Origin of the sequence: Acanthopleuribacter pedis (genome assembly GCF_017377855.1) — a bacterium.
Lineage (GTDB): Bacteria > Acidobacteriota > Holophagae > Acanthopleuribacterales > Acanthopleuribacteraceae > Acanthopleuribacter > Acanthopleuribacter pedis.
On record NZ_JAFREP010000005.1, the window covers coordinates 360166 to 383488 of the forward strand.

Annotated in this window: 1 protein-coding gene; it reads left to right on the top strand. The window is 61.7% G+C overall.

The genetic code is table 11. The annotated features are described in order from the left end of the window. The first annotated feature begins 89 nt into the window (after positions 1-89). The gene (locus J3U88_RS08095) at positions 90-23036 is read left to right on the top strand and encodes a LamG-like jellyroll fold domain-containing protein (RefSeq protein WP_207858162.1); all 22947 of its coding nucleotides are present in this window, start codon (positions 90-92) and stop codon (positions 23034-23036) included. The last annotated feature ends 287 nt before the right edge of the window (positions 23037-23323 follow it).

Below are 23323 nucleotides of genomic sequence, written 5' to 3' on the forward strand. Positions count from 1 at the left end.
ACCTTGAGACCCAGCTTTTTCATCCATTCGTTTTTGTGACCTTTTATAAACCATCGACCCGACGATGGTTTGCCAACCTTGGAGGACCTATGTTCCGGTTTTTGGGCCTATTCTTGGCATGCCTGCCCGCGGTTGCCTTTCAAATCCCGACCTCGGTCGGCAGCACGACCGATCTGCCCTCGGCCGTGTTCCGCATCGAACAGCAGGGGTTCCGCATTTCACCGGAACGGCGTATTTTGCTCATGGAAGAACCCGAGGGTTCGGTGGTCTTCGACTATTTTTACGACGCGCCCAATCAATCGGGTTGGCGCCTGCAAGGGTTACTCATTTCGCCGTCGGGTGGCGAACAAACCCTTTCTCAAGATTTTAGCCTCGGCCGTCTGGTCCTCACCCGTGACCAAATCACGGAGGAAGGCACCTGGCAAATCACCAACCTCCAAATCCTGGACGGCGACACGCTGGTGGCCGAAAGTTCGCCCGCGGTGGTTTCCATCGACGCGGTTGCCGAATTGTTGGTAGCCCGCGCCACGGTCGAAGAAATGACGCCGGAAGAATTGGCCGAACTGGGCCATGTGTTTAACCCCAACGACTACCGCTCGATAAAGTTCAACCTGGCCTTGGTCATGGGCTCCACCGAGGTGCCGGTCAACATTCCGGTGCTGCTGCCCAGGGATCCGGCCTCGCGTTTGAAAGCCCTGATGCCGATTTCCGATCCCTTTTTGGAAGGGATTGTTGTCGCGGGCGAACCCCGGTTTGGCGGCGTGCCCAGCCTGTTTTTTGTGGGCGAGGAAACCGTTTCGCCCATTAAAGCCGAGGGTTACGTGATGAGTCTGGTGGTCATTCCCGGAAAAATTCACCACCTTAAAACCATGTTCCGCGCGGCCGTGCTGGTGGTCAACGCCGCACCCGACGGCCTGGAAGTGCGCGTCAACAACCTGCAGGCCAAAATTGAATTTCCCACGCCGACCAAGTACGGCCATCCGCTGGGCTTGAGCGACACCCAAAACGGCGGTTTGGAACGGCCGATGGTGAACCTGGGCGCCGACGGTGAAAGCGGGACCAGCGACGACCGCGATTTCATCGATCCCGCCGAGGAAGCGGTTGCCGAATACATTCTGCGTGGCAATGTGCCCGGCATGTACGATGTGCGTTTTGACATCTCCGGCCAAGCCAATCTGGGCGATGACGATCCTTTTCGCGTCACCTCCACCGCGGAGGCGCGCGTGTATGTGCGCAGCCCCGACTTTACCGTAACCTTCGAACATCCCGACACGGTCGCCACCGGTGAACCCTACGACCTAACCATGCACATTAACAACGTGGGTGAGGTGCCGCTCAACGATTTCAACATTGAAATCGATCCCTTTCGATTGGTGGGGGTCACCATGGAGGCCGGGACCGATCCCCGCCAGGCCGCCGGTACCATTGCGCCCGGCGGCGAAGCATCGCTGACCTGGCGCCTGCGCGCGGATACGACGGGTCAGGTGGTCGCTTCCTATTACCGCGTCGAGGACGGCATTTCCAGCGACCTGCAACTTTCGATTGGGATCGCGCCGAGCGGTGAACGCCTGACCAACCGCGTGCTGATTTTCCCGCCTGAATTTGAGGCCGGCTTCGAGGACCCGCTCAAGGCAAACGTCAAACGCTTCGCCAAAAAGGTGTACGACCTCTCCCACATGGTTGAGGAAGAAGTCCCCACCCATTTGCTGCCCATTGCCGGTCGCGACGCGGGCCGCCTCAACAAACGTTTTGGTTTCTCCGCTGTATCGCTCGGCTTGGGTGCGAATTCAGATCAAGCCCACCTGTCACTGCTGCGCAACGTGATCGGCGCGATGGACGGGCACGAAGCGATTGATCGCTTCCGCCGTGAAATGACGCGCATCAGCGAACCCAACATGACGGCCGCGTTTGAACCGCTGCTGCAAAACTGGGTCGCCTCGCGCGGGCATCGCGACTTGCTGACCTGGATGGCGGAAGAAAGCCGCACCATCGACAACCTCGCCTTGGTTTTGGTGGAAGGGGACCCGGGTTTGTCCCTGGCGGTGACCGACCCGGAAGGCCGCGTCAGCAGCGACAGCGGCGCGCTCGACATACCTTTTAGCGCGGTGTTTAACCTGGGGCCGGGCCGGCGTTTGGCCTGGCTGGGCGGCTTGAGCGGGGCGCCGCAAATCACGGTTTCCGGCGCGGTGGGCGGCCCGCTGCGCGTCCAGGCCGTCTTCAATCCCAACCCCGCCACCGCCATGACCTTCCTCGACACCGGATCGTGGACCCCGACCGTGGATCCCACCTTGACCCTGCAACCGGTCGGCGGCCGGTGGGATATCGAAGAAAACCGGGTTGTGCGCCAGGTGCAGGGCGAAATCGTGCCGTCCCGGGCGTTCGGTGTGGTCGGCGTCAAACACATGTCACCCCTCGACGGCCAAGACGTGGACATCAACGGCCGCCACGTCGCCTTCCAATTCTCGCGGCCGCTTGATCTGAGTGCGATTGCGCAACTCGGTGATCACATCCAAATCGAAGGCGCGCCGGTGGTTTTGGGCAAGTTGCAAAACAATCCTCACTTCCTGGTGGTGAAGTCGCGCCACACCCACGGCCCTTATCGGCCGATAAACTACCGTCTGGAAGGGTTGACCGCGCTCGACGGCACGGTGATGGCCCCGCAAACCGGTAGTTTTGACGGCGATCCGTTTTTCAGCGGCGTCAGCGTGACCGGTCGCATTGTGGACCAGAGCGGGACGGATATCCAAGCGGCCAAGGTCTATCTGGAAGTTCGCGGCGGGTGGTCGGATGTGATTGAAGGCGACTTTATTATTGAGGATGTCAAAACGCCGGATGCCAACGGCGGTTACCGCTTCGACTTTGTGCCCTTCATCAAAGACGGCGTTCAGGTGCCCAGCGAAGACACCAACCCCTACGAATACGACCGTCATTTTTACGAACGTTTGGCGCGCCACCTGGACCGTAAAAAAGATTTCCGCATCACGGTCGAACTGGCCGACGGCCGGCGTGAATCCCGCAAATTCACCCCGCAAGCGCCGGGACAAAACATCGTGGCGGAATTCAGCTTCCTCGACAAAGGCACCATTTTTGGGCGACTCGTTGACCCGGATGGTTTGCCGATCGCCAATGCACCGATTTACGCGAGCAACCAGGAACGGTTGAACGGCTACGCCCAGCTCACCACCACCGACGGCGACGGAAATTACCGTTTCGACGGCCTGGAGGTGGGTCAGGTTGTGGTGAAAACGGCCAAACCGGGCGGCGAGCTGGCCTGGCGTTCGGTGTTTTTGACCAAACAAAACAGCCCCTACCGGCTCGACATTAGCTTCGACTCGATATTCGGCCGCGTCGAAGGCCAGGTGGTGCGCGTGATCGACGGCGAACTGATTCCCCAGCCAAACATGCTGGTGGGCTGGCACGCCTCCAGCACGCGGCCGTTTTACTACTACCGCACGCCCGATGACCTGTATCCCTTGCCCTACAACGGCCTGGCCTACACGGACAGCAACGGCTTTTTCCGGTTGGAGGAGATGCCGGGCGGGATTGGCTCCTTGTGGGCCTGGGGCGTCGGGGGTTACGCCACGCGCAAGCTGACCATGGCCGGCAACGAATTCATTCGCGCCGATCTGCAGATCGTTTACCAGGAACGCCACACCGTGAACCTGAGTGGTCGCGTCGTGGACGGCCAGGATTTTCCCTTGGCCGACATGGATGTGCAGGTTGGCAACCACTACACCAAATCCGCCTCGGACGGCAGCTTCTCTTTTGAAAACGTGCCGATCTCCTTGGGCAACCACCGCGTGAATGCCTACAAAAACCGGGACGTGTGGCCGTGGGACGCGCTCCTGCGCGGTCACGCCACCGTGAACATGGCGCCGGAAATGGACGATATCACCGAACTATTGATCGTGGCCATCCCCGACCCGGTGATCACCGGCCGGTACTTGGATGTGGCGGGCAACCCGATCCCGTTTGCACCGGTGTACAACCCGCCCAACGACGGGCTGAAACCGCCGGTATTCGCCTACACCGACCACGAGGGTATCTTTAAAGGTTCCCTGTTTGACACCAGTAATTTCCCCGGCATGTGGTGGGACCCCCACGTGGGTTTGCAGGTTGGCGGCAACCATTTTACCGGCTTGCGCTATCCCAAGTTGGCCCACACCGAGGTCACGGTCGGGGTGGAAGGTTACGAGAACCTGGTGGTTCAGGAAGAACCGCAATCGCAAATCCGTGTGCGTCTTGTCGACGGCCAAGGTGCGCCGGTCATTGGGACCGTAGAAGTGAGGGGTTACCTGCCCTCCAGCGATGAAGAAACCATGGGCATGCCGGTATTCGGTACCTTGTACCGGCGGGTGACCGACAACGACGGTGGTATTCTGTTCGACCAACTCAATACCCGTGAAACCACCATCCAGGGAACCCACCCCTTGTTGGGTGAAACCGAGGTCTACAGCTACGTGCCCGCGCCTTTGGCGGAAGGTGCCGAAGTGCCTTCCATTACCTTGGCCTTTAATAGCCAAGCGGAACCGACCAATTTGTTCGGCCGCGTTTTTGATTCGGACGGTGTGTCGCCGGCGCCGGAAGGCACGCTGGTCGTTGCCGAGGTTGGCGGGGTGACGGCCAAAACCCGCACCAATCCCGAGGGTTGGTATTGGTTCGAGTCGCTGGTCAACACGGGTTCGCGCCAGTTGGTGGATTTGGTGGTGTACCACCCGAACAGCACCCACTGGGCCGGCGAAAAAATCATGCTGAACCAGGAAATGCGTTTCCGCAACGACCTGATTCTGGCCCAGCGCGGAACCGTGAATGTGCACCTGGTCGACCACGACGGCGTTCCGGTGGAAAGCGGCAACGTGGTGGTTTCCTACCAGGACATCAGTTACCAGGATCCCCAGGTCGTCGGCGAGCTGGGCGAACTGGATTGGGTGAAACAAGAATTTAGCGCCCAGGTTTTGGCGAACACCAATCCCGTTCAATTTACCAACTTACCGGTGGGAGAGGTGCAGTTACGCGCCGCCCACGGCAACGGGTTAAGCGCGCTAAAGTCGGTGTTGTTGCCGCGCGACGGCCGCACCCTCGACATTTACTTACACCTGGAAACACCGGGTTCGATTTCCGGTGTGTTTTTCGATCACGCCAACGAGGTGATCCCTAACGGCGAGGTGCAACTGACCCGCTTTAGCCAACTCCTGGCGCAACGGGTGACGGACGATGCTTCCACGGGCAATCCCGGTTTTTTTAACTTTGAGGCCTTGCCGATGCGGCGTTACCGCTTGCACGGTACGGATCCCGACAGTGGCTTAACCGGAACCACCGAGGTGGAACCCACGCCCTTCCGTCCCGACGCCCAGGTTGATTTGCGTTTGGACCCGGTCGGCCACATTAACGGCGTGGTGCAGTACCAGGGGCAAACGGTGCCCAACGCGCGCATTCGTCTGATGAGTGGTTGGGAAGGCCGACCCGAATTGAATCTGGTGACCGGGGCCGACGAGTACGGCCTGTTCGAGTTGCGCAACTTGCCCTTGGACAGGTACCGATTAATCGTGTCCAGCAATGTCACGGCGGAAAAAGCGCTGGAATTTATTGAAATCAGCGAAAGCGGCGAAACCATTACACCGGTGGTGCGCTTCAGCCCGATGCACGAGTTGTTGCTGAACGTATTGCACGCTGATGGTACGCCCGCGGCCCACGTTTCGGTCAGTGTGAACGGCGGCGGCGAGGGTGTTTTCGACGGCGCCACCGGTTACACGGATGAAAACGGGCAACTCTTGCTGTACAACCTGCGCCCCAACACCTACACGGTATGGGGCAAAGAACCTCGTTACCGCGACGACCTCTACACCCCGATTACGATTTCACCGGATGATCCGCAACGGGTCGAACACAGCGTGCAATTCCCCGGTTGGGGTGTGGTGCGCGGTCAAGTTTTGGATGAACGGGGCGTGCCCATTGATTTCCCGGTGCGGGTGCGAATTCAGGATCCGATCCGTTTCGGCAGCGATGTTTGGACCTACCTCAACACCGACGCCGGTGGCAGCTTCACCTGGTGGCGCGCGCGTTTGGGGCAACGGATGTCGGCGGTCGCGCTCAGCAGCCGCAACTACGAATCAGACACGCAAAGCTTTTATTTGGAAAACCACGGCGACGAGGTCGACCTGGTCCTGACCTTGCGGCAAATGACCACCGCTTCCGGTCAGGTTGTGTTTGAGGACGGAACCCCGGTGCCCTACGCCAAGGTGTGGGTTGACGAGCCGATTCAGATTATTACCCAGGCCGACGAGCAGGGGCGCTACAGCCTCGAGCCGATTCGGGTCGGCGGGATGACCGTGTTTGCCAAGGATCCCTTCTCGCCGCGTACCGGCCAGGCCTTCCGCATCAGTGACAGCACCGGCGAAGGCGCCGTGTTGCCCCATACCGATGTGACCATTCAGCTCGGTGGGGTCGGTACCCTGTCCGGCAACGTCTTCCTCTCGGACGGCAGCCCGGTCACCTACGGCCACCTGATGTTGGAACACCAACAAAGCGGCGCGATGCGCCAGGCCGCCCTGTTCGCCGACGGTGGCTGGTTACAAACCAATATTCCGATGGGGACCTACACCGCGCGGGCCTATGACGCGGAACGCACTATGTGGAGCGAGGATTCGTTTGAACTGGACCTGGTTGAGGACGGTGGTTCGGCCGCGGGCGATCTGACGTTCCAGCCCAGCTTCGAGATTCGCGGGCGCATTTTTGCCGAGGGTGGCACGAACGGTGTGCGCGACGCCATGATCGAATTGTGGCGCCGGCAGAACGGTGTGCGTTGGCAGCGGGTGTACCGCGATGTCAGCCGCGACGACGGTTTCTATTCCTTGGAACATGTTTATCCCGGAACTTACCGCGTGGTGATCGGCGACGAAACCTTGTCCAACACGCTGAAAACGGAATTGGTTGTGGGTGACGCCGACATGCTCGAGATGGATTGGGTACTGCGACCCGCGCGGAGCATTTCCGGCGTGGTGACCAATGCGGACACCATTCCGTTGTATCCCGGCGCGGTGCGAGTTTTCTCGCTCGCGGGTCAGTTGCTCGATTCCGTTTCGTTGAACCAACGGGGCGAGTTTCAGCTCGAGGATTTTGATTTGGACGAGGTTCGTTTACAGATTACCACGCTGAAGGGCTGGTACACCTTCGACCAGGTGGTGCAGTTGCAACCGGGTGCCAACGCCTTTAATTTCACCGGGCCGGCGACCGTGCGTGTGCGCGGTCGTTTGATCGCGCAAGCGGAACAGCGGGTCGGTGTTGCCGCGAGCCTGTCCTATCGCGGTTCGAGCCGCGGCGTGATGGGCGGCAACGACGGGGCCTTTGAAATAAGCCATGTTCCGGTAGGGGAAGTGCTCACCCTTACCGTGACCGGTCAGGGTACCCGTCGCATGACGGTGGGTCCCTTTTCGACCGATACTGATTTGGGTGATATTTATATTGATACCACCCCGCCCGAGTTGGCTGATTTCCCCGACGGGATTCGGGTGACCCAAATGCCGGCGACCCTTCGTATCCCGGTGACCGAGGCCGAACAAGATTCAAACTACCTGCCCGAAAAAACCAAGGTTTGGCTGAACGGACAATCGATGGATGTCTTCCTGGTTGCCGACGCCGATGCGGTGGTGTTGCAGGTGCCGGCCTTCCCCGAGGGCGCCGTGCGTGGCTACAACGTGCTCAAGGTCCAGGTCGAAAACGACGCGGACCGTCGTGCGGTGAAAAACTACGAATTGTACATTGAATCGCCCGGCGCCACCGTGGCGGTGAAGGTCAACGATTACCGTTGGCGCGACGCCGTCGGCCAGGTCGTTCAATTGGAAGACGGCCGTACCTTCACCACCGATGATCGTGGTTTTGTTTATGTTTACAACGTAACCGGCGCGGCACCGCGTTTTTGGGCGCGAAGCGGTGACGACGGCGCCTTCCTCGGCGATGTGGCCCTGTCGCAAACCGCCGCAACCACCTTCGGCGCGATGCGCCTGGTTCCGGCCGGTGGTTATCTGGGTCAGGTCACCGATGTTGACGGCAACCCCTTGGCCGATGTCACCGTCTGGGCCGAAAACCAACCCGCGCGCACCGACGGCGACGGCCGGTACTTCATGCGCGTGGTGCCGATTAACCAAGAAACCGATTTGATCGTGGACGAACCGCGTGGTTTCGGCCTGCGCCAAGCCGGTCGCATCGCGGTGCCGGGCACCTTTGCCGACGGCTACGATATTCAGGTCGAGCCGGTTGGTACCTTGGTGGGGACCGTTTACGACAGCAACGGCACCACCCCGATCAGCGGTGCCTCGGTGAGCTTGGCCTACGACAGCGTATCCGAACGGTTTCATCAAACCGCGACCACCGACAGCGACGGTGCCTACCGCATCGAACGGGTGTTCGCCGAACCCTTGCGTTTGACCGCGCGCCACCCGTCGACCAATCAAGTGGGTTTGGTGGTTTATCCCTCCATGCAGCCGGGACAAACCGCGACCCTGGACATTCACTTGGAGCCGGTGGGAACCTTGGTGGGCCGCTTGTTGCTGCCCGACGGCAATCCCGCGGCGGCGGTGACGCTGAACGTGGTGGACCAGCGCGACATTGTTTACGCCTCGGCCGTGTCCGCCGCGGACGGTGCCTTCCAAATCGATGAGGTACCCTACGGCACGTTCGCGCTTTCTGCCGATGCCCGTGCCGGCTTGGCTTATTTGGACCAAGCGATCACGCTGTCGCAGAACAGTTTGACTCTCGGTGACCTGAGCATGGCCGTTGATTTACCGCCGACCCTGACCGTTGAACTGCCGCCGGTGTACGATCCCGTTTTGCGGCCCCAGATGCGTTTGGTGCTGGAAGACGACCGTGCCTTGGCGTCGATGACGGTTGTTGCGGACGATTACCCCGAACGCGCGGTCACGCGCAACATCGGCGGGGTTCGTTCAACCACGAGCTTTAATCCGCCGCTGCCGGACAGCATTCCCTACGGGCCGTTGCCGCTGACGATTACCGTTCGCGACCATTTCGACCAAGAGGTGGTTTGGACCGGGGCCCTTAACGTTGCCGACGACATCACCCCGCCGGGCTTGACCCTGGTTTCGCCTACCGAAACGCTCACCCTGGAGGAGGGGCGCACGTTTGAGGTGGTTGCCGACACCGTCGACGCCTACAGCGTGACCGTCACCTACGACGGCTTCCTGCTGGGAACCGGTTACCGCGGTCCGTTCGGCAGTGATCGCTTCACCGCCGAGGTGCGCGTGCCACCGGTGGACGCCTCCGGTGTGGTTGAAGTGAACTTGATCGCCCGCGACCGGCGTGGCAACGAAACACGGCTCGGTATCCCCGTGAACGTGTTGAACCGCGACATTAGCGGCGCACCCGATTTGGAAGTGATGAGCCATGTCGACGGCCAGGTGATGCCGCTGAACCTCGACCGCGATTTGAACCTGGACCTGCGTTTGCGCATGAATGATCCCGACGGCTTGGCCGTGGTGACCGTGCGTTTCGAGGGGGAAGAAGTGCTGCGGGCCGGTTTAACCGAAACCAACCACGAGGTGACCCATCGTTTGGTGTTGCCGCCGTCGGCGAGCCGTCGCGAACAGGTGCGCATTGTGGTGGATGTGGATGACCTTGGTTTTAACCGCACCTCGCAAACCATCACGCTCAACAACATTGACGGCGAGGTGTTCGACGCCGACAACCCGCTGAACATCGGCCGTTACACCACCGCTTTTGACAACCGAAGCCTGATTTTGGTCGGCGGAGCGCACGTTATCGACGGTGCCCACGCGCCGCAAGATTTGGTACTGGTCAACGGCGCCGAGGTTACGCTTTCGAAATCTTCCGGTGAATTGTTGGGTGACGCCGCGGTGACCGACCTGGACGTGGGGCTTCACCTCGTCATTGCCGCCGGCAGCGCCATACGCGCCGACAAGGCCGGTTTCCCCGACTTCAGCCTGTACCCCGGGGCAACCGTTTATCCTTCCCACGGCGGTCTGTCCGTGGACGACGATTCGTTGCGCAAAACCCACGGCTCCATGGTTGAGCCGTTGTTGGTCGCCGCCTATTCCGGCGGCGGCGCGATCCGCTTGCAGGCGCCCAACTTATGGTTACAGGGCGAGGTTACCGCGCGCGGTGGTTGGGCTAAGTTCCCGTACCTCGGCGCGGGCGGCAGCATTTGGCTGCAAAGTCCCAACCTACAGGGCCGCGGTTTGGTCAGTGCCGACGCCTACGCCACCCGAAGCGATGAAATCGCCGGGATGCCCGGCGGCGGGGGCGGTCGCATTGCCGTTTACGGCGCCGGTGAAAACCTGAGCTTGCAGGCTTTGGGCCGCGCGGGCGGCGGTCACGGCACCATCTTCTTGAGCCTTCCCGACCCGGCTTATGCCGATGGAACCCGCGACATCCTGCGGGTTGCGGGCCTGGCTACCACCGAGGTCGCCGCGGCCACGCCGATTCCTTACTTTACCGGCATTGTCGGCCAAGATATCCAATTCCTGCCGACGCAACAAGGTCCTGACGGCTACCGCGACCACCTGATTTTGCCCGAACCCGCCGGTTACCACCGTTACCGCGGTCTTTACGTGTGGCGCGAGGGTGAACCGGAGAACCGCAAGCGGATCGACTTCAATTCCGGCACGGAGATCGTCTCTGAAGCCAATGAGGCCTTCCCGGTTTTTGCCGACGGGGACCGGTTGCATATCGGTTACCCGCTGGATGCCGTGGAAGTGGTCGACGGCGGCCGTTTTAGGAGCGAGGCGGGTCTGGTACGTGCCCCGGTTTTCTTTGACGGGGGCTTCCTGCACGCCGGCGATGGGGTTACCCACCTCCTGCGCGACGATGCGGTGATCCGGCGCGGCGGCGGTCTGGAAGGGGCTTTTGAAGGCCCGGCCATGACCCTTCCCACCGGGCTTGCCTTTAGTGTGGACGGCAGCTTGGCCGTGCCGCAAATGGAGCTACCCGACGGTGCCACCCTCCACCTAAACGGCACGCTGATGACCGACCGGCTGGTGGTCGCCGCCGGCGCGACGGTGGACGCTGTGCCTTGGGCATCCGCGCCGATGCTGGACATCCAGGCGACCGAAGCCGTGATCGACGGCACCCTTCAAGTCGCCCCCAAAAAGGTGGACGGCGGAACGGATGGGTATTGGACCCACGCCGGTTTGCGTGGTAACAGTGAGCCGCGCAGCCCGCATACCAGTGGTTCGCTTTACGAGCCCGGTTCCTTCGCGGGCGGACTCGGCGGCGTGGTGCGCCTGCGGTTTGACGAACTGGTCCTCAACGGCACCCTCGATGTGGGTGTCGGTGAGGTTGGTGGCGCGGCCTGGTTACAGGGCTTGCGCCTGACCGGGTCCGGTTCCATTTCAGCCGACGGCAAGGTGGATTACCGTTATGTTCGCGGCGGCGGCCGGATTGCCCTTTGGGTTGACGATCAAAGCGGCTTCAGCGGTAGCCTAAGCGCGCGCGGTTACGACCAGGTGTCTTTTTATGGCTCCGCGGGCGCGGGAACGACCTTCATCAAAACCCCGACTTGGCCGGACGGCCGGTTGATCGTCGACAACGGCGGTCAAACCGCGGGTGTTGACTCAACCGTGTTGCCCATTTTTGGAATCCGTGTTGCCGGCGCGGGCACCACCCCAACGGTGCTAACCGGCGCGTTTCCGGCCCATCGTGAATTCGTGGGTATGTTCCTGGTGCTCGAAGGTCAAGAACCGCAACGTATTACGGAACAAAGCGCCACGGCGTTGACCCTGGCCGGCCCGATAAACGGTTTGGCCGAGGGGGTCTCTGTCACCGCGTTCCACCGCTTCAGCGGCCTGGTCGCCCGCGGCGGTGCGGCCCTGTACACCACCGACCCCATTCAGGTCACCGGTGACGTGGTTCTGGACGGCGGCCAAATCAACGCCCCGGTTACGCGGATCGGCGCCACGGATACCCGCGTGTTTGCCGATGGTTCGGGTGAACTCACCCAGGACGACGGCACACGGATTTACGAGCTGGACAATTTCCACCTCACCGTCCAGTTCCCCTTGGATGTGGCGCGCATCAGCCTGCGCAACGGCGCGAGCCTGACTTATTACCAACCGGTTCGCGTCGAAACCCTGGAAGTCGACGGCGGCTCGCTGTATTCCGGTGTTTCGGACCGTGCCTTCGGTTTGACCGCGACCACCGTTTCCCTAACCAACGGTTCGCTGTGGTCGGCCGCGGCCAACCGCGATGGGTTTGCCCCGGCGCGTATCAATGTGGATGTCGCCGAAACCTTCACCCTCGACGCAACCTCACGCGTGGAAACCAACGGGGAAAACGGCGGCGCTTCGAGCAGTCCCGGCGGTTCCAATGACTACAGCCACGCCGGCTACCACGCCTTACGCGATTCCGATACCGGCACCGCCTCCACCAACCCGATTCACGGTTCGCTGTTCCGACCGGAAGCACAAATCTACCGCGGCGGCGGCGCGATCCACATCCGCTGTGCCGACTTCCAACTGGACGGCACCGTTTCGGCGGCCGGCGTTTCCCAATACGCGGGTGGTTCCATTTGGCTGGAAGCGAACAACTTCCTCGGTAGCGGAACCTTGACCACGGGCAACAACCCGGGCCGGATGGCGCTTTACCACGGGGGCGATGCAGGTTTCTTAAACCGCTACACCATCCTCAGTTCCACCCCGGAAAACGTGCACCAGACCTACGGCGGCGGCACCCTGTTTGTCAAAGGTGCCGACCAAACCCACGGCGAGTTGATCGTCGATCAGGACGCCCTCAACCGCCATAGCGCCTCAGCCTTGTACCAGCGCTACCGGATGACCGGTGTTGTCGGCCCGGCGCGTTTGACCGTGTCCGCGGGTGACAGCGATCCCGATCCGCTCGTGATCGACGACCTGACCTGGAGCGATTTGCCGTCGGGGCTCGGCGGTTTGTGGGTGAAATTCACCGTGGACGGCGTCGACTACGCCGCGCGCATTCGCGACAACGACGCGCGCAAACTGATGCTGGAAGCACCCGCCGAGGGCAATCTGCCCGCGAGCTTGCCCGCCGGTACCGAACTCCGTTTTGAATTGCGTCTCGACCGCCTGCACCTGCGCAACGGTGCCCAGCTCTACTTCGCCGGGGACCTGACCATCGGTGAACTGCTGCTGGATCAAAGCGACAAAATCAATTCGATTTGGGCGCGGAGCCTCAACGGCTTGCCCAATCCAATGTCCTTAAACAACAACCGCTTGCGTTTGGTTCTGGACGCGCCGAACCTGGCCGAGCAGGCCTTCCAATTACAGGACAGCCAACTGTGGTTCGACAAACCGATCACCCTCGACAGCCTGAACCTGGTTAACAGCCAAGTGCTGCATTCGCCGCCCGAACGGAGCGTCGCGGTGAGTCAATACACACCTTGGCTCCACCTGACCGCGCGTTCGGTGACCATGGATGCGACCAGTTGGTTCGGCGGCACCCGCATCGGTGATAGCCGCGGCGAGGACAATTCCGCTGCTTGGTATCACGGCGGCACCCTCGGCAACTTCGCCGGTCCCTACGGGTCCCTGTTTGCACCCGACCGTTTGGGGGTGGGCCTCAACTATACCGGTGCGCGCATTTACCTCAAAGCCGACACCCTCACCGGCGGCACCTTTGATGTGACCAGCGCGAACGGCGCGGCCGGCTCGATCCAACTCGATCTGGGTACCGTCAGCGGCGACATCACGCTGAACGCCGGGAAACACCCCACTTCCCACAACCCCAACGGCGGTGGCCGCATCGCCGTGGTGTACGACACCTTGGTAAACGCGAACTTTATTGCGGATACCCGCGCCGACGGCAGTTCCGGCACCTTCTTCCTCAAAGACCGCGCCGCCGATTACGGTCGCCTGATCATCGACAACGGCGATTTGGGTGTCGCCGGCGAACGGGAAACCGTGCTGCCGAGTTTTGCACCCGTCACCCTCGACGCCAACTTCACCCTGAGCAACGACGGCGTTCGCTCAACCTTGTTTGTGCCAGGCATGAACCTGGCCGACGATTTCCGCGGTTACCAATTGGCCGCCAACGGCGATATGGCCGCCTTGTTCCCCATCGAAGCCACTGAAAATCGCGACGGCGGTACCGCCTTCACCCTGACCGGGGTTTTGAGCGGCCTCCAGGTCGGCGATCTGATCGAACCGGTGGTGCGGGTGAGCGAGGTGCGCTTGTGCGCCGATTGCCGTCTCGGTCCCGCGAGCCTGAAGATCGTCACCGACAGCCAGTTTCCGGTAGGTCACGTCTTTGCTGACGGGGAGGGGTCCTTCATTGAGCCCCCGGCGATGGTCGATGGTCACTTGATCCTCGACGGTTACAGCATGCAAATCGAGCGGCCGGTGAACTACGCCGCGCTGACCTTGCGCAACGGGGCGAGCCTGCGTTTGAACGGCGCGGCCAACCAAATCAACAACGTTCAATTGGACGGTGGCACCTTCATCATCGCCGAGGACGATCAAGAGACGCCTACCCTCAGCGCGGATGCGGTGACCCTCGCCAACAACGCGGTATTATCCGTGCTGTACCTGGCCGCGACCGATCTGACGGTAGATGCCGGTTCAACCCTGCAGGGCGTGGTGTACGCCGGCGAACCGCTGCGTTGGGGGACGGGTTCGGTCAGCCTCACCACCGCCGCACCCGTCAACTACGGCGGCGAAGCGCGAACCTCTTGGCGCGCGGTGCGGTTCGGCGATTTCCGCCGACCCTGGCGGGTAACGACGGGCATGTCTCGCTTGCGCATTGAGGCCGTCAACGCCTCCGTCGACGGCACCCTGTTCCCCGGCCTGAACCCCGACCTCGGCCAAGTCGCCCCCGGTGGTGCTTTGTGGCTGACCGCCGACCAGTTGCAGGGCAACGGCCGCATTCACGCCAACGCGCCGGTTTATACGCGCACCTCGGATTCCGCGGCCGGTGGTGGTTGTGTTGCCGTTTACACCCGCGACCGATCCGCTTGGCAGGGTATGGTGGAAGCACGTGGCGCGGTTTACTCCGGCTCTAGCGTGTTGGATGTCGACCGCGATCACACCGGCTCGGGCACGGTCTTTATGAAATCCGAAACGCAAACCCACGGGGAATTGCACCTGCTCGGCAACGGTCGCTTGACCCTGGCCGGCATGACGCGGGTTCCCTCGCTTGGGCAAATCACCCTCGGTGACGCCGCCGTGATCGACGGCAATCGCATTGACGACCCCGACGCCGATTACCCCATCGACCTGCGCGGGTTGCATCTGGTCGTCGACGAGGACGGCACGCCGCAAACCTTCGAAATCACCGACAACACCAAAACCTCGATTACGGTTGCCGGTAGCCTGCCCGCCTTAAACGCCGGTACCGTGCTGCGAGCCCAGCTTCACTTGGACCGCATTCACGTGACCGACAATGCGCGCTTCTACACGCCGGATCACTTGGTGATCCACGACCAAATCGTTCCGAGCAGCCGCGCGGATGCGGGTGAAATTTGGAGTCGCCGTTTGAGTCTGCCGCAACCTGCTTGGACGCTGGACGGCGGTTCGACCGGCTTACGCGTAGATGAGACAACCAACCTGACCGATCTGGTGGTGCGCAACGGAACGCTGCAAATCAACGGATCGCTGAGTATCGCGCGTGTGACCCTTGGCGACGGCGGTGTCTTGACCCATGGCCAAACCCTGCCGCCGAATAAGGAGCGATTGCCCCATCCGTTCTACGGCATGCGCCTCCAGGTCCAGACCCTCACTATTGCAAGCGGTGGTCACCTCAACCTTGACAACAAAGGCCTTGAGGGCCGACCGGGCATCGCCTCCAACGGCTACGGCCATGCCGGTGATTATCCCCAGGGTTACGCCTACGGTTCCGTGTTTGAGCCCGACTTGCCAGGAGGCAACCTTGGCGGCGGCGTGTTGAAACTGAACGCCGACGTGGTTCAGCTCGACGGCGCCCTCACCGCGCGTGGCCCCGCCGGCGGTTCACTGTGGCTCGACGTGGGCGTGATCCGCGGCAATGGGTTGGTTTCCGCCGACGCCGTGGTTGCCGATTATGGCAGTGCCGGCCGCGTCGCTTTGTACTACGACGACAACCAACTGGTCCGGTTGCCCAGTGCCAAGTCACCCAAACGCGCCGACAGCAACGTGCTGCCCGGTGCCGGCACCGTTTACCTCAAGAAGCGGGGCGCGCGTGACGGCGAGCTGTATGTGCTGAACGATGCCTATGCCGACGTGACCCTTTACCGCACACCCTTGGCCGCGGTTGGGAACCACAGCTTAACCGAAACCCCAAGCGACCCACGCATCATTAGGATGTCCGGCGTTTATTGGCGGCCGGCCTTTGCGGGCATGGAAATCATCGATCTGCAAACCGATCAGGTTTACCGCGTTGTTTCGCACGACTTCTACAGCCTGACCCTTGATCGGCCGATTACACCGGCACCGACCGCGGGCTGGTCGTTCCGCGGCCGCGCCCCGATCAGCCGTGTCTTGCAGGCCAATGCTACCCTGGAAGCCGATGCAACCGAATTGATCGTGCCGATTCTGGACGGTTACGAGGTGAACCCGCCGACCATCGACAGCTTGGTGTTCGATGTGCCTTATCATGATGCGGTTCTGTCCGGTGCGGCTTTTGCCGTCGACTTGGCCGCGAGCGATGTGAGCGGTGTGACCGGGGCGACCCTGTCCTTCAACGGTGGTACCGAAACCGGAACCGGCGCAGGCCCTTGGCGTTTTGCCTTTACCGCGCCGGTCGTTGCGACCGCCGCAACCTACACCCTTGATGTGACCGTGACCGACGCCTTCGACAATGTCCAGCGTCTCAGCCGCAACCTGCAGGTGTTGCCCGCCGATACGGTCGCACCGACTCTGACCGTCAGCCAACCTCTGGAAAACGACGCCGTCGACGCCGAGCAGTCCTTTATCGCGCGGGTTGAGGTTGCCGACAACTATGGTCTGGACCGCATTGCCTACCAATTCAATGACGAAACGCGACCTGTTTCCTTAGCGGGCGCACCAACCGACCATGTCGACGAACAGCACTTCACCACGCCGGTGGTGGTCGGCGACCAAAGCATGGCGCTGACCGTTTCCGTGTACGACGGCGCGGGCCTGTCAACCGCGGTTACCACCAACATCTTGGTTCGCGACAAAACCGCGCCGGAACCGGCCACCGCGCTGACCGCGCTGCCGACTTCCACGGAGGCCGAACTGCGCTGGACCGCCTCGGGCGACAGCGCCGGTGATTTGGCCGGTTATGAAATCAGCCTGGACGGGGGCACGCCGATCCAAGTCGACGGCACAACCTTGACCTATACCTTCACCGGCCTTTCCGCCGAAACAGCCTACCAAGTGACCGTGACCTCCGTCGACGGATCCGGGAACCGAGCCGAGCCGGCTTCCGCCACGTTCACCACCTTGTCGGAAAGCGGAACTTCGTTGATTGCCAAGCCGGATGCCTGGTGGTCCTTCAACCGCGACAGCGCGGACCAAGGCGTGCTTTCGTTCAACCGCGCCGGTCACGTGAACTTCCCCGACAGCGTGGATATCGCCCGGGGAGCCGAGGGGATGACCTTTGCGTTCTGGGCAAAAGGCAACACCTTCAGCGGTAGCCAGGCCGTGCTGACCTTGCGTCACCCAGACAACAGCTACGAGGAGTTGGTGCAACTGTTCTTTTCCTCCACCCAGTTTTACTGCTATGTGGATTACGGCCCGAGTTCCAGGCGGGCGACTGCCTCTACCGGTGGGTTCCAGCCCGATGTTTGGTACCGGATGGTCGCAACCATCGATACCACGCAAAGGCGGATCGCGTTGTACCGCGATGGTCAATTCATCCGCCACGGCACCTTGCAAGGGACGGGTCCCTTGCCGGACTTCAGCATGGGTTACCTGCAACTCGGCGGTGAAGGCGACCGCAACTTTTTCGACGGTGACCTGCGTGACGTCCAAGTGTGGCGTGGTGTCTGGAACGCCGACGACGTGACCGCCGATTACCGGTATCCCGGGAAGGCAACCGATTTGCGCGTTGCCTCACAATACGGTTTCTCCATGAACCCCAATGATTTGGTGGCTGCTTGGCCGTTGGACGGCCGCGAAACTGGGTCCGTGGTTGATACTTCCTATCACCAAAACAACGGGATTCTCGTCGGCACCGCATGGGGGACGAGCAGCCAACACCTGTTTGCCGTGCCCGATCACATCGGCGGTTTGCCGGGCGCCTACGGCCCGCAAACCATCACCGCCAACGGTGTTTTTGGCAACGCCTTAGTTTTCGACGGCACCCAAAGTGCGCGGGAATGGAGCGCGCCGGCCTTCAGCGGATCGTCCTTCGCGAGTTCGCTTATGGTTCGGCTGGACAGCCTGCCGTCACAGGTCGGCCGTACCATGACCTTGTTCGAGGCCGGTGCCGCCCATCTGTACGTGGATAGCCAGGACCAGTTGGTGTGGGAGCCCGGCGACGGCGCAACCTTGACCGCCGCCGGCGCCTTGACCGCGGGGCAATGGCACCACCTGGTGGTTCGCCGTGACGGCGAAACCACGCACCAGTTGCGGGTGGACGGGGTCGCGGTTGCCGAGGCGCCGCTCCTCGCCGTCACCCAGCCCGGCGGGGCTTGGTCGTTGGCGCGTCGCGTCGGCGGGAACGATCCGCTGATAGGGGCTGTTGACGAATGGATGCTGTGGAGTACCCAGCCGGAACCTACCGCGCTGGACAAATTGGGTCGCGAACCTTTGTCCGCGCTGAGCGCCGGTCTGTCCTTGGCGATGGTCGCCGACTTGGCCTGGTCCGGTTCAACCGACCGGATTGACCTTTCCTGGAGCACCCGACCCAACCAACCCGGTCCGGCCGCGTGGCTGGTGTCGGTTGACGGCGGTGCACCTGTCCGTCTGGGACCCACCGCGCGTTCCTATCAAATTACCGGTCTGTCGGCCGGTGCGACCCACCAAGTAACCGTTCAGGCCGAAACCGAAGGGGGTGACCTTAGTCGCGGCGCCACCCGTCAGGTTGCCACCGCGGCCGCCTCGGCGGCGGCCGGCATGGGACCCGCCGCGCGGTTCTACGTGCCCTTCGATCAAGACGGACCGACACTGACCGGTGCGACCTTTGCCGGCAATGACGATCAAATAACCCTTGCGAGCGGCGAAAACCTGTTTGAAGGTGCGCCTGGCATGACCTACGCCGCTTGGGTCAAAATTCCCAACACTACCACCGCCTACCAGCTCTTCTACCTTGGTGACGGAAACAATACGCAGGAACCGCTCCAGGTCTATACCAGCAGCGGGCGGCTTACGCTGGCGACGCGACCGGGACCGGGCTTGAGCTCGGTGTCGGCCAACACCAGCCATTTCCTCAACGACGCTACCTGGCACCGCGTTGCCATGGTGGTCGATTTCGCCAACAACAACTTGCGCCTGTACGTCGACGGGGAACTGTCCTACACGCGAACCTCGATCAGCAACAACCCGGGCGTCTTCCCAGCGGGTCATTACCCCGTGATGGTGTTAGGTGCCAAACCCAAAAGTTCCAGCCGCGGCTTCCACGGCGCCATGGCCGATGTCCAGGTTTGGCGTGCGCCCTGGCGTGAGGAAGATGTTGCCTTCGACTGGGCCAATCCGTTGCGGGATGCCGAACAAACTGCCGACGGCTCGGTCCTTTCCCCGCGCCGTGACCTGTTGTTGCGCGTCCTGTACGGCCAAAATTCAGGGAACACCGTTTATGACCGCTCCGGGAACGGTCAACACGGTTCCGCCGCCAACGTGAACTGGTCCGAGACCCTGCCGCTTCATCGCTTCCCCGAGCGATTCAGCGGCCGTGCCTTGGCGGTTGCCAATCTGACGAGCGTCGCGGGTTACAGTGGACAGGCCGTTGATTTCGCCGCCACCGGTGCCAAGGCTCGTTTGGACGCCGAGGGACTGCAAGGTCACAACGGCGTGACCGCGAGCCTGTGGTTCCAAGCGCCGCCGCTCGGCGTCGACGGGACCCTCATCGCCCAATCCGATCACCACGGTGGGGTAGAGGTCGGCTTCGACCGCGCGCTGCGGCCCTTCCTTGCGACGCGGGCCGACACCCGCCAAACCGCTGCCGCGGCCATGACCCCGGGTCAGTGGCACCATCTCGCCGTGACCTTGGAACCCAATGTCGGGACCCGCCTGTTTTTGGACGGCAACCCCGCCGGGTTTATCGCGGGCAATCCCTCGCTGACGGCGGAGCCCTGGCGTTTCGGCCACCTGGTACGTGGCGGCGGCGCGCTGAACGGGGTGGTTGACGAATTCGCCCTTTGGGAACAGGTGCTTCCCGCCCAACGCCTGCAACAGATGGTTGTGTCCGGGCAGGCGCATACGGCGCTGTTTGAGGTGCCGGTGAACGAGGCCGAGGTGACGAACCTAACCGCGGCGCCCGAAGCCAACCGGATCACTTTCATCTGGCAAGCGCCGTCGCAAAGTTTGGCCACCGTAACCGGTTATCGTGTTTACCGCGACGGAGCCGCCTCCGGCGTGTTTATCGCCGCCCCGCAAACCACGCATCTTTGGGACGGGCTCAGCCCCGACCAACGCGTTACCCTGCGCGTCACCGCCGTGGATGAATGGGGCAACGAAAGTCCCGGCCGTATCCTGGAAGCATGGACCATGTCCGACCCTTCCGCGGCAACCGCCCCTGGCGCTCCGTCTTCCTGGTACGACTATGAATTCCCTGCTTTGAGCCGCCAACTCGCCTCTTTTGCCGACCGCGGGCGTCACGTCGGCGTTTCCGCCAACATTGACGGTTTCTTGGCCGGCGCACGCGGTGCCACCCTTGCCGCCTGGTTCCGCCTCGATCCCAAGACCAGTTATTCCCGGCAAGAACTCATCAAGGTGAGCCGTGGCTTCAACACACTGCTCGCGCTCCAGGTAAACGGCGGGCGCGTTCAATTCCTGGCGCGGCCAACCTCCAGCATTGGAAACCAACAAGTTCAAAGTAATCTCGGTTTTGACGACGGTCGCTGGCACCGCGCCGTGGGGGTTGTGGATGTGGCCGACAAGGTGGTTCGCCTGTATGTCGACGGTGTTTTGGTTCACGAGCGCACCGTTTCTTGGTCGATGGCGAGCTGGCCGGATCCGAGCGAGGTCGACGCGGTCGAGTTAGGCGACGACAGTTATTACTATCCCAACGGCCTGATTTGGAACGCCCAGGTTTGGCGCGCGCCTTTTGACGCCGAGGCCGTGGCGCACGACCTGCGCTTTACCTTCCAAACCGCCGCCGAGCACGATGCCGTTTCCTCGGTGACCGCTGCTGATTTGGCCGCTCACTGGTGGCTCAACGAGGGTGTCAACGGAACCGTCGCCGATAGCTCGGGTAGAGAACGGCATGGGATTGCCACCGACCTGGTGTGGGTCGACGAAACCCATCCCATCAATGTGGTGGCGGATCAGGCGGGAACCCGCCACCTCGATCTGTTTGACGGGGTGCCCATTGATCAAGGTATTTCCGGTCAGGCGCTCTCCGTGAGCGGTTTTGGGGTAGGCTTGCGCGCTGCCGACGCCGCCGACCTGGACGCCGGTTTTGCCGTGAGTTTGTGGTTCAAACCCGAGCGTTTACCTTCTCAGGAGCAAGCCGAGCAAATTCTGGTTCATCAAGCCAATGGCGATTGGGCCCTTGGGCTCACTATCGAGGACCGCCTCATTTTCGATTTAGCCGGGCGCGTGAACGCGACCGCCGCCCCGCCGCTTTCCAGCGGTTCTTGGTACCACTTGGTGGTGACAGGTACGCCGGGCGGTAGCGTCGCGGTTTACCTAAATGGCGTCCGCGTGGCCGATGAAGCCTTGTCCGCCAATGGCGGCCTGACCCCCGGTCTCCAAATCGGGGGTGGCGCGAATGGTTTGAGACCGATTTTCGCGGCTTTGGACCAAACCGGAATCTGGGCGAATACCTTGACGGCGAACCAGGTTTCCCAGCTATGGCAGCACCCGGCCGGTGGGCCACTCGCCAAACGCTCGGGGACCGCGGCGATCCGCCAAAGCGCGCCTGCCTCGGATGGGGCTGGTGCCGTTGAACCCAGCCGAGGCGGTCCGGTTTTGGCCGATGTGGACCCTATCGTGGAAACCGTGCGCGGTGAGAAATGGGTGCGTGAGGTTTACCAAACCGAAAACGCGCTGGTGCTCGACAACACCGAGTTGGAACTCAACGGCAGCCTGATCGCCCGTTCGATTGAGCTGCGCAACGGCGCTCGGTTGACCCATGCCCCGCTCGCCGACGGTCAGCCCGGGGTCTTGTTAATCGCCGCCGCCGAGCGCATTGAAATTGATCGCCGTTCCTTGATCGATCTCAATGGTCGCGGTTGGCGCCAGTCTGAAGCAACCTTTAACCCTGCCCATGGGACCCCGGCCCTGTCCGGTCAGCCAGGCACGGTTTATGGTTCCATCGTCCAACCCAATCTTCCAGGTGGCGGGAAAAGCGGTGGCGGCGCCGTGGTGTTGATTGCACCGGAAATTGTGATTGACGGTCGCATTTTGGCGCGCGGTCTTGGGTTCTCTTCAGGCGGCTCGGTGTTCATTCAGTGTGCCGACCTGTCCGGTGCCGGGCTGGTCGATGTGCGCGGCGGCGAGGATGCCGACGGCCGTGGCGGCGCGGGACGCATTGCGGTTCACAGTGATCGCACCTTCCGGTTCGGTGGTCGCATGGAAACCGGCTCGCCGGAGCGCGCCTTGATTTTCAGCGCGGACAGTCGTGGAGAAAACCGACGTTTGTCGGCAACCTTCCCCGCTGACGAGAAGGGACGAGGGCGGACCAAGGTTGTTTTGCCGCCGGCATTGCGCCTTTCCGCGGATGCCTTCAAAAACGTGCGCCTGGAAGGCCGTCGTTTGGTGGCCGAGGTTTCCAGCGAGCAAGACCTGCAACAGTACCTCGGCTTCACCGCGCGGGGCAACCTGGGCCGGCTTCAATTGACCGAAGTCATGCGTCTCACCGGCGATAGCTGGGTTCTCTGGTTCGATGGTGATCGTCTGGGTACCCGCGTGGGCGACCTTACCTTCGCGTTTGAGGTTGGCAACGCCGAACAACTGGCGGCGGATAAGGGTATGGTCCCCGTGGTTCCCAGGTAACGACCAACAAAAGCGCCGCTTTTTCGAGGCGGCACTTTTGTCTCTTGGCTTGCGGGTTTTCATAAGTGGGTGTTTAGGGGTTTGTGAATAGAGAATTTTGGATTTAAAGTTATATGTATTTTCATGGTTGATAGTGTTTTTTTTGAGTTGGATTAGATCCATCAATCACCATAGCGTTCGCCATCTTATCCTTCAGTGAAAACGAATTTTGGGGTAATATCAGGCTTGGCCTCGTGTGGACCGCGCTCACCGGTTCCTTGAGGCCGTTCAGGATCCCCTTCTCTGTG